The sequence below is a fragment of the Diaphorobacter sp. JS3050 genome, from assembly GCF_013154915.1.
Taxonomy (GTDB): domain Bacteria; phylum Pseudomonadota; class Gammaproteobacteria; order Burkholderiales; family Burkholderiaceae_C; genus Diaphorobacter; species Diaphorobacter nitroreducens.
Window position 1 is genome coordinate 682,750 of the sequence record NZ_CP053553.1, and the last position, 13,827, is coordinate 696,576.

The window sequence follows — 13,827 nt, forward strand, 5'->3', positions numbered from 1 at the left end:
GCTGTGCTTCATCTCACGCAAGGTGATGCCGGGTGGTTCGGAGGAGCACCGGTGCACAGACTTATTCGGCAAACTGATCGGCTAAGAGGTCAGCATCGAGTTCGCCAGGGTCAAGTCCTTTGATGCTGTAAACGGCTGCGGCTACCAAAGCGATTAACTGTTCCCGTTGAGCACCCAGAAGGGTTTCTTCATCAAGCACCTTGATGAGTTTCTTGGTGTCTCGATTCATGAATCCATTGCGCATCAGGCTTCTTTTTACCCTGTCTATTTTGAGATGGTAAATCGAGTCCACCATCAGCACCTCGAGGTGTGCGATCAGCCCCTTGAACTCGCTATCCAGACTGATTCCTTGTATCAGGATGATCTGGTCAGAGAGATTTTCAGTCTCGTCGTCGGTTAAATGAACCCCATCCGGTAGCGGGATGCGCTGCATCACAAGCGCGCTTGCATTTATCCATGATAAATAGGCATTCATCAACCCCAAATGGAACCGCACCTCCTTGCTGAGCCAGAGCTTATTGCGGCTGACCTGCTGTTCGAATGCCCGGAAAAACTCTTGAAATTCATTGTTGCTTGAAAAAACCTTCGCATATTGGAGGTTTGGGCCGTGAGGCAACTCCAGATCATGGGCTGCCATTAATTCATAAAGTTCGCGACTATTTTTCTTCGGCATCTCGATAGTGAAGGATGCGTTTTCGAGAAAGTCGAGAATCGTTTGTTCGCTATTTATCCGCTTTTCCAAAATAACGCCCGCAACGCGCGTTCTCTCATCTTTTTTCTTGAGGTAAAAAGTGGTGACGAAGGCGATGATCAGGCCGGCAATCAGCGTAGAGGCAAGGCTAAAAACGCCTTGCCATACAAACTCTGGGTAGCTGAGAAAAAGTTCGTTCAAGTCCATCTCAGTTTCCTAGTTTCACGAACCGGTCGTAGCTATCCTCCACTGGCTCCTCATCCTCATCACGCTGCCGCCAGCGCTTCTCCGCCTCTGGCATCACCAGCAGGGTGAGCGTGTAGCCGTAATTGCCAGCCACCTTCGTCATCTCGGTGATCGGCATCTCGCCCGGCTCGCGTGGAAACCAGACCTGCGCTCGGGTGTCGTGTGCCTGCGCTCTGCCCGTGCAGTTGCGACTGTGCGCCAGCGCCACCTGCGGTAGCTCAATCGCGTTCTTGCGCGTCGCAAAGAAGGCGCCGGACTTGAAGGCCGCCTCGTTGGACTTGGCCCACAGCATGTGGTCATCGCGGCTGGCCACCAGCACGGCGCGCTGCGGCGCAATCTCCAGCCAGCGGATGGCGGCAGCGGTGAGCGACACGCCATAGCGGTCGGCGCAGTGGCCCAGCAGATCAAAGCCCAGGTCCTCACCATCGACCTGCCGCCGGAAATCGTCCAGCGGCATCAGCAGGGTGGTGGCAAACTCATCGGCTTCCTTCTCGATGTCCCGACCGCCCTGGCCCTCGCCGCTGGTCTCGATATCGCCCGCGCCGCAGGCAAACTGTTCCTGCTGTTGCCGATGCAGCAGGTAGTGGCCGAACTCGTGGGCGACCGTGAAGCGCTTGCGGCCCTCGGAGCTTACGGCGCTGTTGTAGAGGATCATCCACTTGTCGCGCTTCTTGTTGGCAGCCAGCATCCCGTCGAAACCGTCCAGATCCTCGCCCTGGACCTTGGCAATCGGCGCGTCGCGGAATTTTTGCTGGGTGTACTCCAACGCGATGTCCTCGACCGCCACCGGGAAGCGATCCAGGCCGAGCACCTGATTGAGCAGTTTCGAGATGTCGTTAGCCTCGGCCTTGGGGCGCTTCGGATCGGTCATTCGTCGTCGTCCCAGGCGTCCAGGATCTTGCGGATTTGCTTCTTGGTGCTCTCCGGCATCGCCTTGTATTTCCGGAAGAACGCCTCATCGACCACCTCGGCATCCGGCGTGGCGGCGGTGTGGCTGAGCAGGAACTCGGTGGTCACATCCAGCGCTGCCGCGATCTTGCTGAGCTTGTCGGCCGAGGGGTTGGGGTCGTCGCGGTTCTCCAGTTCCCAGATGTAGCTCTTACTCGATTCGGTGAGCTCGGCCAGTTGCTCAAGGCTCAGTTTCTTTTGCTGGCGCAGCGCGCGCAGCTTGTCACCCAGGGGGGAAGGCACCGCAGTCTCCTCGTGTCGGTTCGCACAAAGCCCAAGAATATACCACTACACCGAACGAATCCGCACCTTCTTGACAAACCCATCAGAGGGCATCAACAATCTCGATCAAGTTCGGTATATCGAACGAATGAGGTCGGCAGGGTGTGGTGGCTCATCCGACCAGGGGATACGGCCAGAGTGCGCCAGGGAGTCGTTGGACACGCAAGGCCATTTTTTGGAGGAGACCGCACACACCATGGCCGCATTTAACTACCGTGACCTCATCCGCCAGGTGCCCGCACGCAGCTGGCAGTTCTACTTCCAGGCTCGTGGCATCACACTGCCCGAAGGCGCCGACTGGACGCAGGAGGCTGAATCCCTGCACAAGCCGATTCTGCACGCGCTGGAGGCGCTCGCTGAATCACAGCAAAGCGCCATCTATGCCGAACTGCGTCGGGTCAAGGCGCTGGCGAACCGCAGCGGCATCCTGGCGCTGGGTAATGTCGTGCCCCTGGGCGATGCAATGCTCGACGACTTTGAGCACCACGCCAGCGACGCCGAGCGCGCCTTGTGGGCGCTGGCCAACTGGCCCAAGCGCTTCGAAACGGCCGAGGCTTTCCTGCGCGCCAATGCACAAGTGGGTGGGCGCAGCTGGCGCCGGCTCTATCTGCCCCCGGAGCAGGTGCTGCATTGCCAGCCCGAGGACATCGAGGGGTTGCGCCGCGCACTGGCTCAGGCCTTCACGCCGAAGAAAGGCCGCCCGCGCGCCTGCGAGATCGATGTGCTGACGCGCCATCTGGACGGCGGCGTACAACTCGACATCCGCATCGAGGACAACCTGCAGCGCAGCCTGGAGTTCGGCCCGGATGACTGCACCATCTGGCGCGATGTGCGTCCACCCCTGTCGATGACGGCGATTCTCTATCCGGCCAACGGTGTCATTGATCTGCTGGTGCCCGGTGGCAATTCGGCGCGCAAGAAACTGCTGTCACCGCTGGGCCAGTACGTGTTCCGCAAGCCCATCGTGCCCATCGCCGTGCCGCAACCGATGCTCCTGCTCAACCGCCTGCGCCAGGGCGTGTGGCCCGATGAGCACAGTGGCCTCGACCTGCGCGACTACGGGGTCGTCAAGGCGCGGCTGTCCGAATGCCGGGTGAGTGCGATCCAGCCACCCGCTTGCGACTTCATCATCAAACCACCGGGCGACAAGGACTGCCCCGATGCGCTGGAGTGCGTGCGCGCCAAGAAAACCGATGTGCTGATGAGCCAGGGCTTCGACATCCTCGATGCGGTGATCAGCCTGTACTTCGAACCCGTCGGCGATGCCAAGAAGCACCGGGTACTGCACATCCGCGTCAAGCCGACCGGAATTGCCAATCTGCGCGAGATGGAAGAGGCTGACGTCCATCTGGCCGAGGCCCTTCTGCGCGCCCTGGGCGTGATGCAAGACCCGCCTACGCCGGTGGCGGCCGATGAAGCGGTCGCAGACAGCGAGGCCCTTTGAGCGAGGGGCCGATCAACGCGCCGGCGCTGGCCGAACTGTGCGTCTTGCTGGAGACGCCCGGTCAGCAGCTGTTGCCTGATGCGGTGGAGGTGGGCGGGCGCACGCCGCTGTACCAGCGTCTGCGGGAGTGCGAAGCACTGAGCCTGGCACCCGACCTCGCCCCCGAGGTGCTGTGCCCGGATTGCCGGGAACACCGGGTTCGGCCTCAGCTCCTTGCGGATGTGCGAGGCCGATACCAGGCGCTGTGCTTCGAGTGCGGTGAAGTGGAACTGCCCAAGGAGCAGGTCCGGCTGTGGCAGGCACAGCCGGGCAAGGTGGCAGACTGGTTGCACCAGGCGCTCGGACTGCGAGGTCGCTACACGGTCACCGAACTCATCCCGGGTGTGCTGTGGCACCTGGGGGAGCTGGAGATTCGCCGGCACCGGCGTAGTTTCTTTTTCGGCTGTCGGCTGGACAGTGATCCCGTGCGGGTGCGTGCCAAGCTGGGCGAACTGGCCGCGCCCGGTGCCGAGGCGGTGATCACGACCACCGAGACCGCTGTGCTCAGGGCCACGCCGCTGGCCGATTGCCGGTTGATTGCGCTGCCGGCGGTGGCGCAGTTGCGCAAGGGGCATCTGACGCTGGAGCCGCTCGATGGGTACTTCGATGGCCTGGCACCGCCCGTGACCAGCGATGAAACGTCGCTGCGTGTGCTGCATCGCCACCGCGTCGTGCTGATCGGCGGCGTCGAGCACAAGCTCTCCCCGCAGGTCTATGACTTCCTGAAGGTGCTGGAAGACGCCGAAGGCGATGAGGTGCACAAGCGCCAGATCGCCCAGGCGCTGGGCATCGCCGAGACCTTCCGCTACGCCGACATCAAGAAACGCCACAAGCTGGTGTTCGACACCTTCGTCCAATCGGATGCCAAGGGCCACTTCTGGCTGCGTCCAGAGTATCTGCTGCTGGAGGGCGGCTGAGGCAGGGGCGGGCAGGTTGCCCACCCCTTTGCCCACCCCTCGGGGTATGCCTAAGGCATCAAGCGTGATCACTCTCCGCCGCCCAGCACGCCGCTAACCCCCTTCACTCACTGAGCTTTCGCTGATCTGCCCGTTACGGCCATGCCGGACGGGCTTTTTTGCGTCTGGCGGTGGGCGAACCCCCTATTTACCAAATCTGCCCACCCTTTCTGTCCACTTTGCCCACCGGTTTGCCCACCCCCTGGTTGGGACCATGGCCCTGCAATTTTGCACATGACAACAGGAGCCAAAACGTGAGCATCAAGCACCTGAATCAACGCCAGCTGGCCGAGCGCTGGGGCGTGAGCGAAGCCAGTCTGGAACGCTGGCGTACCGAGGGCATCGGCCCGATTTTCCTGAAGCTGCAAGGCCGCATTGCCTACCGCCTGGAGGACGTTGAGGCGTTCGAGGCGCAGAACCTGCACAAGAGCACGTCCGAGCGCGTCAGCGCAGGAGGTGTGGCATGAGCGAACGTCTGAATGCCGGGGTGGGCACGCATCTGCCCACCCCTTTGCCCACCCCCCTGTCGGCGGCCATGGCGACCGCAGGCATCCGCCTGCCCATCCCCTTCCTGGATCTCTCCGCCCTGGCCATCCGCGACCTGCCGCTGGAGAACGTCAGCGCGCTGCAGCGCTTTATCGCCGAGGCCAAGTCCGAACTCTCCACTCTGGCCGCCATGGTGCAGACCGGCCTGGAGATGCGCTACGCCGATGAGGCCCGCGCGCAGTTGCTCGCCAAGGGGCAGGACACCGGCACCACCCACATCCAGGACGGCGACTTCGACATCACGGTCGAGATCGGCAAGGACGTGAAGTGGGAGGCCAAGGGCCTGACCGAGCTCGTCGCCAAGATCGAAGCCACCGGCAGTGATCCGCGCGAGTACGTCGAGATCAAGTACAGCGTCAGTGAGGCCAAGTTCAAGGCCTGGCCGCAGACCCTGCGCGCGCCGTTCGAAGCCCTGCGCACCGTCACGCCCAAGGCGCCGAAGTTCGTGCTGCGCCGGATGGACGCAAACAGGGAGGGCAAGTGATGGCACTCCCGATCATCAGCGCTGACCAGCGCCTTGCCGAAAAACGCTGCGCCAAGGTCGCCCTTGTGGGCGTGCCGGGCGCCGGCAAGACCTCCCAGATCCGCACGCTCGATGCCGAGCACACCTTGCTGGTGGATACCGAGGCCGGCGATCTGTCGATCCTCGACTGGGCGGGCGACACCCTTCGCCCGCGCACCTGGCCGGAGTTCAAGGACCTGGTGGTGTTCCTCGCCGGGCCAAGCCCGAGCGCCTCGCCCGAGCAGGCGTTCTCGCAGGCGCATTTCGACCACGTCTGCCAAAAGTACGGCGATCCGGCGCAGCTAGCCAAGTACGACACCTACTTCGTCGATTCCTTGACCGTGCTCTCGCGGATGTGCCTGGCGTGGTGCAAGACCCAGCCGGCCGCTTTCTCCGAGAAGACCGGCAAGCCCGACACGAGGGGTGCCTACGGGTTGCTTGGCACCGAAATGATCGGTGCGCTCACGCACCTGCAGCACGTCCGGGACAAGCACGTCATCTACGTCTGCATCCTCGAGGAGAAGCTGGACGACTTCAACCGCCGCATCTACCAGCTGCAACTCGAGGGCGCCAAGACCTCGGCCGAGCTGCCGGGCGTGCTCGATGAGGTCATCACGCTGGCCATCTTGAAGGCCGATGACGGCACGCCTTACCGCGCCTTCGTCACCGGTGCAGACAACGCCTGGGGCTTCCCGAGCAAGGACCGCAGCGGCCGGCTCGACCCCCTCGAAGAACCCCACCTCGGAAAGCTCATCGCCAAGTGCCTCGGCCGCGACGCCATCGCTCGCCCGGCTGCACCTGCCCCCGCTTTCTCGAGCGCCAGCACCCCATCCCCCGATTTCCACGCATCCCAGGAGTAACCCGCCATGTCCAACTGGAACGATTTCAACGACGCTGAACAGCAGCAGTCCTTCGACCTCATCCCGCGTAACACGGCGGCCAAGCTGCGCCTCACCATCAAGCCGGGTGGTTTCGATGATCCGGCACAGGGCTGGACCGGTGGTTGGGCCACCCAGAGCTTCGAGACCGGCGCGGTCTACCTCGCCTGCGAGGGCGTGGTGATGGAAGGCCCGTTTGCCAAACGCAAGATCTGGTGGAACGTGGGCCTGCACTCGCCCAAGGGGCCGACCTGGGGGAACATGGGCCGCACCTTCATCCGGGCGGCGCTCAACTCCGCGCGCAATGTTCACCCTGCCGACAACAGCCCACAGGCGCAGGCCGCCCGTCGCATCAGCGGCTTTGCCGATCTGGATGGCCTGGAGTTCGCCGCGCGCATCGACATCGAGAAGGATGGCCGGGGCGAGGACCGCAACACCATCAAGGCCGCCATCGAGCCGGATCACAAGGACTACGCCCTGGTCATGGGCGTGATGCCCAAGGGTGGTGCTGGCAATGCGGGCGGCAACTCCGGTGCGCCGGCAGCTGTCGCAGCACCCAGCTATACGCCACCGGCAGCTGCCGCACGTCCAGCCCCAGCCACCGTCCCCAGCGGCAAGCCCGCCTGGGCGCAGTGAGGGAGGGCGTGACGATGATGAGCACACCTATCCTGACCACCAGCCACTACGGCGTGGTGCGTTTCGGTGACCTGGCGGTGGAAGCCGTGGTGCTGGAAGACGGCACCCGTGGCTATGTGCAGCGGCAACTGGCCACCGCCATCGGCCTGCACGAATCGCGCCGGGGCAGCCAACTCAAAGCCCTGCTGTCCGATGTCGCCCCCGGTGCAGCGGAGGTCTTGCAGGAAAACGCCTGCAGCATCCGCCTGCCCTCGGGGCAGACCACGGCGTTCTTTCCGGCTGGGGTCATCAGCGAGGTCGCCTCGGGCGTGATCGACGCTGCCCTGGAAGGTCGACTGCACCGCAAACGCCAGCACCTGGTGCCCAACTGCCAGCGCATCCTGAAGGCCCTGGCCAAGACCGGTGAGGTCGCGCTGATCGACGAGGCCACCGGCTACCAGTACCACCGTGCCCCCGATGCGCTGCAGGCCTTGATCTCGCGCTTGCTGCGCGAACGGGTGGCCAGCTGGGAGCGGCGCTTCAGCCCCGACTACTACCGGGCGCTGTTTCGCCTGTTCGGCTGGCACTACCTGGGCCATCAGCAGAACCCGCCGGCGGTGATCGGCCAGATCACCTTGCGCTGGGTGTACGACGTGATCATGCCCCGCGAAATCATCGAGGAGATCAGGAACCGCAAGCGCCTGTCCGACAAGGCGCACCAGTGGCTCTCCGAAGGCGGTCTTGCTTTGCTGGAAAAGCAGATCCACGCGGTGACCATGATCGCGCGCTCGTCGATGACTTACCGGGACTTCGACACCCGCTGCGCCACGGCGTTTGGCAGCCAGCCGCTGCAGATGACCCTCTTTATCGGTGCGTTGGAGGGAGGGCAATGAATGGCCGGCCAATGTTGGGCTTGCAAGCGACAGGCCCGTGGCCTCGGCCACAGCGACAACCGATTCCGGGTGGGCGAATCGCGCCGGTACCCGATGGATTGGGTCTTCTGCAGCCGCAAATGCCAGGACGCGTTTCACGCGCTCTACGGCCAGTGGCTTCGAACCGACCCCAGGCAGGAGGACGTGCTCATGGTTGACCCGACCGAATTCGAGCGCGCGGCGATGCGCGCCTGCCTGAAGTGCTTCGGCGAGGCCGCCGGCGAGATCGGCTTTGACAAACCGCTGGGTCACTACAGCGAGGCCGAGGCCTTGCAGGTGATCGAGGCCATCGTCACCGGCTGGACGGAAGCGATGGCCACCCATCACCAGCAGGCGAAGTACCCGCCGGTGCCGGGTATTGAGTCCTATGAGACGCAGGCACCGCAGCCGGTGGCCAAGCTGGAATCGGCGTCGGCACAGGCATTCGATCCGGCCAATCCCTTCGCGGATCTGGAGGACGACCTGCCCTGGGAGACCGGGGAGCCGGTGTCCGCCAAGGGCACTCAGCGTGGGAGGGCGAAGTGATGCTGGACTTCAATTCCACCTCGACCTTCCCTGAACGCTTCGAGGCCTTGATCGATGCCGGGCTGCAGGTACGTGAGCAACAGCAGGCTCGCCGCCAGTACCTCGGGGCCTCGCGCCTCGGGGTCGCCTGTGAGCGCCAGCTGCAGTTCGAGTACGCCCAGGCACCGGTCGATCCGGACAAGGGTTTCTCAGGTCGCATCTTGCGTATCTTCGAACGCGGCCACCGCATGGAGGACGCCATGGTCGGCTGGCTGCGTGCGGCAGGCTTCATCCTCAAGACCGAAGGCAAGGACGGTCAGCAGTTCGGCTTCTCGGTGGCGGATGGCAAGCTGCAAGGACATTGCGACGGCGTATTCGTCGGCGGACCCGAGGGCTTTGCGTATCCAGCACTTTGGGAATGCAAGGCGCTGGGCAGCAAGTCCTGGAACGACCTCGTCAAGAAGGGGTTGGCGGTTTCCAAGCCGATCTACCACGCCCAGGTGGTGACCTATCAGGCCTATCTTGGACTGCACGAGCACCCGGCGATCTTCACAGCGGTGAATGCCGACTCGATGGAGATCTATGCCGAGCTGGTGCCCTTCGATGCGGCGCTTGCCCAGAAGATGTCCGACCGTGCCGTGCGGGTGATCCAGGCGACCGAGGCCGGCGAACTCTTGCCACGCGCCTTCGCCGAGGCCAGCCACTTCGAGTGCAAGTTCTGTAGCTACGCGCAGCGCTGCTGGGGAGGTGCGGTATGAGCACAGCTTTCAAGCAGCGCAAACCGGCCAAGACCACCCAGACGGTGTGGGTCGAACGCTGGACACCACCCAAACCCCTGGTCGGGCTGCAGGCCATCGAGAAGGTGCTCAACCGTCACACCTTCCTGGTGACGCCGGAGTCCCGGCTGGTGGTGGCGGTGCTCGCCCGGGCCATCCACGACAGCATGAGCTTGAGCAACCGCCGGATGCGACGTGAGGCCAGGCGCTTTCTGCTCGGGGACGACCTTGCGCTCTGGTGTGACCTGGTTGGCTTGCATCCGGACTTTGTGCGCTTCGTGGCACGCAAGGCCGGCTATCTCGCCGACGAGAAGGCGCACTGGCAGAAGGTGCCGATCAAGGTGCCCGTGCAAGCCGCACCGGCAGAGCCAGTGGTCAGCGCCAGCAGCGCACCGGTGCATTCCATCAGCTGCCAAGCCCACACCCATCCGCCACAAGGAGGACTGATCCATGCTTGATTTCAATTCGGTGCCGCCGGTGGCCAACGCCACGGGCGGTGATCTCAACCAACAGCGCGATGCCATCCGGGCAGATCTGCTGGCCCGGCTGGAGTCGGTGTTGATGACGCTGCTGCCGGCCGGCAAGAAGCGTGGCCAGAAGTATCTGGTCGGCGATGTACTGGGCAGTCCGGGCGATAGCCTGGAGGTGTCGCTCAAGGGCGAGACGGCTGGCCTGTGGCACGACCACGCCACAGGTGAAGGCGGGGACATCTTCGATCTGATCGCGGCCCACCATGGGCTCGACACCCAGGCGGACTTTGCCCGGGTGTTGGAGATCGCTAGGCAACTGGTCGGACGGGCCACCAGCCATCCTCCGAAACGCAAGAAGCCGGAGGCCCCAGTCGACGAGCTGGGTCCAGCCACGGCCAAGTGGGACTACCTGGATGCCGCCGGAAATCTCATTGCCTGCGTCTACCGCTACGACCCGGCACCGGGCAGGAAGGAGTTCAGGCCCTGGGATGCCAAGCGCCGCAAGATGGCACCGCCCGAGCCGCGCCCGCTCTACAACCAGCCGGGGATTGTCTCTGCGGAGCAGGTGATTCTGGTCGAGGGTGAGAAATGCGCGCAGGCCTTGATTGAGGTGGGCGTCCCAGCGACCACCGCGATGCACGGGGCCAATGCGCCGGTCGACAAGACGGACTGGTCACCGCTGTCGGGCAAAGCTGTGCTCATTTGGCCGGATCGGGATAAGCCGGGGTTTGGCTATGCCGAGGCCGCTTCGCAGGCTGTGCTGATGGCCGGTGCCACCTCCTGCGCCATCCTGTTGCCCCCTGATGCCAAACCGGAAGGCTGGGATGCTGCCGACGCCTTGGCTGAGGGCTTCGACGTAGCGGGATTCATCGCCACCGGGCCGCGCATCACGGTGCAGCCTTTGGGTGATGAGCCCGATCTGCCGGAGTATGACGGGCAAGCCGACCACGACAGCGATGCCACGGTGTGGGGCACCGAGGATGCGCTGGCGGTGAGCTTCACCCGCCGCTACCAGCGCGACTGGCGCTACATCGCGGCCTGGGGCAAATGGCTGATGTGGGATGGTCAGCGCTGGCGGGCCGAGGAGACCTTGGCGGCCACGGATCTCATCCGTCACGTCTGTCGCCACGCAGCAGTCCGGGCAGACAGCAGCAAGGTCGCGGCCAAGCTGGCTGCCAGCAGCACCGTGGGCGGAGTGGAGCGTCTGGCACGCTCGGACCGCCGGCACGCAGCGACCACCGACGAGTGGGATGCCGACATCTGGCTGATCAACACGCCAGGCGGCGTGGTGGATCTGCGCACCGGGCGGATGCGACCCCACGACCGGATGGATCGGATGACCAAGATCGCGGCTGCGACACCCAAAGGCAGCAGTCCGCTTTGGCTCGATTTCATCGACCAGATCACCCAGGGGGACCGGGAGTATGCCGAGTACCTGCAGCGATTTGCAGGCTATTGCCTGACCGGCTCCACGCAAGAGCACGCCTTGTTCTTCCTCTACGGCACCGGCGCCAATGGCAAGTCGGTGTTCGTGAACACGCTCTTCACGCTGCTGGGTGACTACGCCGCCAACGCGCCCATGGATACCTTCATGGAAACGCGGGGTGACCGGCATCCGACCGATCTCGCTGGCCTGCGTGGCGCCCGCTTTGTGGGGGCCACCGAGACCGAACAGGGCCGGCGCTGGAACGAGTCGAAGATCAAGGAGATCACCGGCGGCGACCGGGTGTCAGCGCGCTTCATGCGCCAGGATTTCTTCACCTATGTGCCGCAGTTCAAGTTGGTGATCGCCGGCAACCACAAGCCGGCTATCCGCAACATTGATGAGGCGATGAAGCGACGTCTGCATCTGGTGCCCTTCACTTTGACCATCCCCGAAGAAAAGCGCGACCGCACTCTTCCTGCACGGCTGCTCCAGGAGGGCGACGGCATCTTGGCCTGGGCGCTGGAAGGTTGTCTGGCCTGGCAAGCCCATGGCCTGCGCCAGCCCAAGTGCGTGGCGGATGCCACAGATGAGTACTTCGACGAGGAGGACACCATCGGTGAGTTCCTCGAAGAGGAGTGCCAGCAACACCCGCATGCCCGCGAGGCTGTGGCGGACGTGTTCGAACGCTGGCGTCAGCGTGCTGAGAAGCGAAGCGAATACATCGGCACCAGCCGCTGGCTCGTGCAGCAACTGCTGCGCCGGGGATTCCAGCGGGGGCGCACCTCATCCGGTGCCAAGGCGATTTTGGGTTTGTCGCTCAAACCCAAGGATTACGGCACGCGTTTGCCGTACCGCGACGACTGAAAACCGAGATTTTTAACTTGTTGATTTTGAACAGATTTGACCGAATCTGTCCGAGCCATGGATTTACCCCTACACGCGTGCGTGCACACGCCTATGGGGAGTTATCCGGCAGCCGGTCAGATTCGGTCAAAAAGGAGATTTGACGATGACGACAACAATTCTGGCCCTCGACTTGGGCACCACCACAGGCTGGGCTCTGACCGGCCACGACGGACTCATCAGCGGCGGCAGCGAATCCTTCAAGCCGCAGCGCTTCGAAGGTGGCGGAATGCGCTACCTGCGCTTCAAGCGCTGGCTGACCGACATCAAGCAGTGTGCCGATGGCATCGACTGGGTGGTGTTTGAGGAAGTACGTAAACACGCCGGCGTCGATGCCGCCCACGCCTACGGCGGCTTCATGGCGCACCTGACCGCCTGGTGCGAACACCACCAGATCCCGTACCAAGGCGTGCCGGTGGGCACTATCAAGAAGCACGCGACTGGCAAGGGCAATGCCGGCAAGGCCGAGATGATCGCAGCGGCCAAGGCGCGCGGCTTCGACCCGGTCGACGACAACCACGCCGATGCGCTGGCGCTGCTGGATTGGGCGATGGCCCAAGGAGGGGTGGCATGAGAGCCCATACCGCCTCCATCCCCTGCGCTCTAGGCAGGGTGGCGTCACAGTCACCGGCGAGCAGCGACGAACTGCGTGCGATGCGTGCGGCGGCCTGGCACAAGCAAGGCATCGTCGTGGTGCCGCTCGACGACATCTACGACGATTGGGATCGTGCGTTCCTGACCGGCATCGCCACCAAGCTCTACGGGGCGCGCACCACCGCATCCCGCAAGAGCACACCCTGGGCCGAAGGCGAGGTGATTGACCGGGGTGATGGCGAGACCTGGACGGTGGTGGCGACCACGGCCAAGTCGATCACTGTGCAGCGAAACCGTGACGGTGCTCTGGCGACCTTGGCCCAACTTGGGGAGGGACGGCCATGACCAAGAAGACGCAACGCGCCAAGGCACGCGCCGAACGCAAACCACCTATCGGCCATGAACTGATCCGCCCTGACGGCAGCGTCATCCGCTATGTCCGGGAGGAGGACGATGATCAGAAGCCCGTCGACCACTACCGCACCGTTGACACGCTGGCGCTGATGCTCCGGAACGGTAGCATCACCGGCGCTATGCACGATGCCGGCCAGCAGTTCTCGCAGGACTTCGCCCGGGCGTTTGGCAGTGGTGTCGCCAGCCCCAAGCTCGATGGTCTGCCGGGCGGCACGGCACCTGGGCAGATGATGGTCGAGAAGAACGCTGGCGCTGCCCGTGCGGTTCGGGAGGCACTGGAGGCAGTCGGCGGCAGTGGCAGTCCGGCCGGATCGGCGCTCTGGTACGTGGCCGGGCTTGGCCAGTCGGTCCGCGAGTGGGCGCTACGCCAGGGCTGGGCCGGCAAGGCGATCTCCCTGCACGAGGCCAAGGGCATCCTGATCGCTGGCCTGGGGGTGTTGGCGCGGTACTACGGGTATGAACGGTGTAGCAAGAATGCCAAACCCTATGGTGTTGCTCGGGACCAAGAGATTGACAGGTGATGGTCGAGTGCTGATAATCTGAGGCTTAGTCATCCCCTGCGGCAAGCCGTAGGGTCCCGGCGCCCTGCGGCACCGGAGTCACTCATCCCAACAGCGCTGCTGTTGGACCCGGTACCCTGCGGTGCCGGCTTATCATCCCG

At 63.8% G+C, this 13,827-nt stretch carries 17 protein-coding genes; 14 read left to right on the plus strand and 3 right to left on the minus strand.

What is annotated here, in order from left to right; genetic code table 11:
• Positions 1 to 61: 61 nt before the first annotated feature.
• The 3 genes from HND92_RS03255 to HND92_RS03265 are packed head-to-tail and all read right to left on the minus strand — an operon-like array spanning position 62 to position 2,128.
• On the minus strand, positions 62 to 898 hold the full coding sequence (locus HND92_RS03255) for a hypothetical protein (protein WP_172205814.1): 837 nt from the start codon (positions 896 to 898) through the stop codon (positions 62 to 64).
• Between the two features lies 1 nt (position 899).
• Positions 900 to 1,808 carry an ImmA/IrrE family metallo-endopeptidase gene (locus tag HND92_RS03260; protein WP_172205825.1) on the minus strand — a complete coding sequence of 303 codons (909 nt, stop codon included), beginning with the start codon at positions 1,806 to 1,808 and terminating at the stop codon, positions 900 to 902.
• Positions 1,805 to 2,128, minus strand: coding sequence for a helix-turn-helix domain-containing protein (locus HND92_RS03265; protein ID WP_172205827.1), 324 nt, complete (start codon positions 2,126 to 2,128; stop codon positions 1,805 to 1,807). The genes HND92_RS03260 and HND92_RS03265 overlap by 4 nt, the downstream gene beginning before the upstream one ends.
• A 235-nt stretch (positions 2,129 to 2,363) precedes the next feature.
• Between HND92_RS03265 and HND92_RS03270 the strand changes: the two genes are divergently transcribed.
• The 14 genes from HND92_RS03270 (at position 2,364) to HND92_RS03335 (ending at position 13,687) form a co-directional block, all read left to right on the plus strand.
• Positions 2,364 to 3,611 carry a hypothetical protein gene (locus tag HND92_RS03270; RefSeq protein WP_172205829.1) on the plus strand — a complete coding sequence of 416 codons (1,248 nt, stop codon included), beginning with the start codon at positions 2,364 to 2,366 and terminating at the stop codon, positions 3,609 to 3,611.
• Complete coding sequence (locus HND92_RS03275; protein ID WP_172205831.1) at positions 3,608 to 4,567, plus strand: hypothetical protein; 960 nt, start codon at positions 3,608 to 3,610, stop codon at positions 4,565 to 4,567. Before HND92_RS03270 ends, HND92_RS03275 begins: the two co-directional genes overlap by 4 nt.
• 293 nt (positions 4,568 to 4,860) lie before the next feature.
• Complete coding sequence (locus HND92_RS03280) at positions 4,861 to 5,073, plus strand: AlpA family transcriptional regulator (RefSeq protein ID WP_172205833.1); 213 nt, start codon at positions 4,861 to 4,863, stop codon at positions 5,071 to 5,073.
• Positions 5,070 to 5,636 carry a hypothetical protein gene (locus HND92_RS03285; RefSeq protein WP_172205835.1) on the plus strand — a complete coding sequence of 189 codons (567 nt, stop codon included), beginning with the start codon at positions 5,070 to 5,072 and terminating at the stop codon, positions 5,634 to 5,636. Before HND92_RS03280 ends, HND92_RS03285 begins: the two co-directional genes overlap by 4 nt.
• Complete coding sequence (locus HND92_RS03290; protein ID WP_172205837.1) at positions 5,636 to 6,514, plus strand: ATP-binding protein; 879 nt, start codon at positions 5,636 to 5,638, stop codon at positions 6,512 to 6,514. The genes HND92_RS03285 and HND92_RS03290 overlap by 1 nt, the downstream gene beginning before the upstream one ends.
• Positions 6,515 to 6,520: 6 nt before the next feature.
• The gene (locus HND92_RS03295) at positions 6,521 to 7,168 is read left to right on the plus strand and encodes a hypothetical protein (protein WP_172205839.1); all 648 of its coding nucleotides are present in this window, start codon (positions 6,521 to 6,523) and stop codon (positions 7,166 to 7,168) included.
• 14 nt (positions 7,169 to 7,182) lie between these two features.
• Positions 7,183 to 8,040 carry a P63C domain-containing protein gene (locus tag HND92_RS03300; RefSeq protein ID WP_371814845.1) on the plus strand — a complete coding sequence of 286 codons (858 nt, stop codon included), beginning with the start codon at positions 7,183 to 7,185 and terminating at the stop codon, positions 8,038 to 8,040.
• Positions 8,041 to 8,604: a DUF6511 domain-containing protein gene (locus HND92_RS03305; protein WP_172205841.1), complete on the plus strand. Its 564-nt coding sequence runs from the start codon at positions 8,041 to 8,043 to the stop codon at positions 8,602 to 8,604.
• On the plus strand, positions 8,604 to 9,341 hold the full coding sequence (locus HND92_RS03310) for a hypothetical protein (RefSeq protein WP_172205843.1): 738 nt from the start codon (positions 8,604 to 8,606) through the stop codon (positions 9,339 to 9,341). The genes HND92_RS03305 and HND92_RS03310 overlap by 1 nt, the downstream gene beginning before the upstream one ends.
• Positions 9,338 to 9,817 (plus strand): hypothetical protein, encoded by a 480-nt coding sequence (locus tag HND92_RS03315; RefSeq protein WP_172205845.1) that lies wholly within the window; start codon positions 9,338 to 9,340, stop codon positions 9,815 to 9,817. The genes HND92_RS03310 and HND92_RS03315 overlap by 4 nt, the downstream gene beginning before the upstream one ends.
• The gene (locus tag HND92_RS03320; protein WP_172205847.1) at positions 9,810 to 12,119 is read left to right on the plus strand and encodes a phage/plasmid primase, P4 family; all 2,310 of its coding nucleotides are present in this window, start codon (positions 9,810 to 9,812) and stop codon (positions 12,117 to 12,119) included. The genes HND92_RS03315 and HND92_RS03320 overlap by 8 nt, the downstream gene beginning before the upstream one ends.
• A gap of 145 nt (positions 12,120 to 12,264) precedes the next feature.
• Positions 12,265 to 12,732: a crossover junction endodeoxyribonuclease RuvC gene (locus tag HND92_RS03325; protein ID WP_172205850.1), complete on the plus strand. Its 468-nt coding sequence runs from the start codon at positions 12,265 to 12,267 to the stop codon at positions 12,730 to 12,732.
• A complete protein-coding gene (locus HND92_RS03330) occupies positions 12,729 to 13,097 on the plus strand; it encodes a hypothetical protein (RefSeq protein WP_172205852.1) in 369 nt (122 codons plus the stop codon). The genes HND92_RS03325 and HND92_RS03330 overlap by 4 nt, the downstream gene beginning before the upstream one ends.
• On the plus strand, positions 13,094 to 13,687 hold the full coding sequence (locus HND92_RS03335) for a hypothetical protein (RefSeq protein WP_172205854.1): 594 nt from the start codon (positions 13,094 to 13,096) through the stop codon (positions 13,685 to 13,687). Before HND92_RS03330 ends, HND92_RS03335 begins: the two co-directional genes overlap by 4 nt.
• Positions 13,688 to 13,827: the final 140 nt, after the last annotated feature.

Coding starts and splice junctions, on each gene's coding strand:
- HND92_RS03330 (WP_172205852.1), top strand. CDS start 12,729: ATGAGAGCCCATACCGCCTCCATCCCCTGCGCTCTAGGCAGGGTGGCG.
- HND92_RS03315 (WP_172205845.1), top strand. CDS start 9,338: ATGAGCACAGCTTTCAAGCAGCGCAAACCGGCCAAGACCACCCAGACG.
- HND92_RS03260 (WP_172205825.1), bottom strand. CDS start 1,808: ATGACCGATCCGAAGCGCCCCAAGGCCGAGGCTAACGACATCTCGAAA.
- HND92_RS03285 (WP_172205835.1), top strand. CDS start 5,070: ATGAGCGAACGTCTGAATGCCGGGGTGGGCACGCATCTGCCCACCCCT.
- HND92_RS03270 (WP_172205829.1), top strand. CDS start 2,364: ATGGCCGCATTTAACTACCGTGACCTCATCCGCCAGGTGCCCGCACGC.
- HND92_RS03290 (WP_172205837.1), top strand. CDS start 5,636: ATGGCACTCCCGATCATCAGCGCTGACCAGCGCCTTGCCGAAAAACGC.
- HND92_RS03320 (WP_172205847.1), top strand. CDS start 9,810: ATGCTTGATTTCAATTCGGTGCCGCCGGTGGCCAACGCCACGGGCGGT.
- HND92_RS03305 (WP_172205841.1), top strand. CDS start 8,041: ATGGCCGGCCAATGTTGGGCTTGCAAGCGACAGGCCCGTGGCCTCGGC.
- HND92_RS03310 (WP_172205843.1), top strand. CDS start 8,604: ATGCTGGACTTCAATTCCACCTCGACCTTCCCTGAACGCTTCGAGGCC.
- HND92_RS03295 (WP_172205839.1), top strand. CDS start 6,521: ATGTCCAACTGGAACGATTTCAACGACGCTGAACAGCAGCAGTCCTTC.
- HND92_RS03300 (WP_371814845.1), top strand. CDS start 7,183: ATGATGAGCACACCTATCCTGACCACCAGCCACTACGGCGTGGTGCGT.
- HND92_RS03255 (WP_172205814.1), bottom strand. CDS start 898: ATGGACTTGAACGAACTTTTTCTCAGCTACCCAGAGTTTGTATGGCAA.
- HND92_RS03325 (WP_172205850.1), top strand. CDS start 12,265: ATGACGACAACAATTCTGGCCCTCGACTTGGGCACCACCACAGGCTGG.
- HND92_RS03335 (WP_172205854.1), top strand. CDS start 13,094: ATGACCAAGAAGACGCAACGCGCCAAGGCACGCGCCGAACGCAAACCA.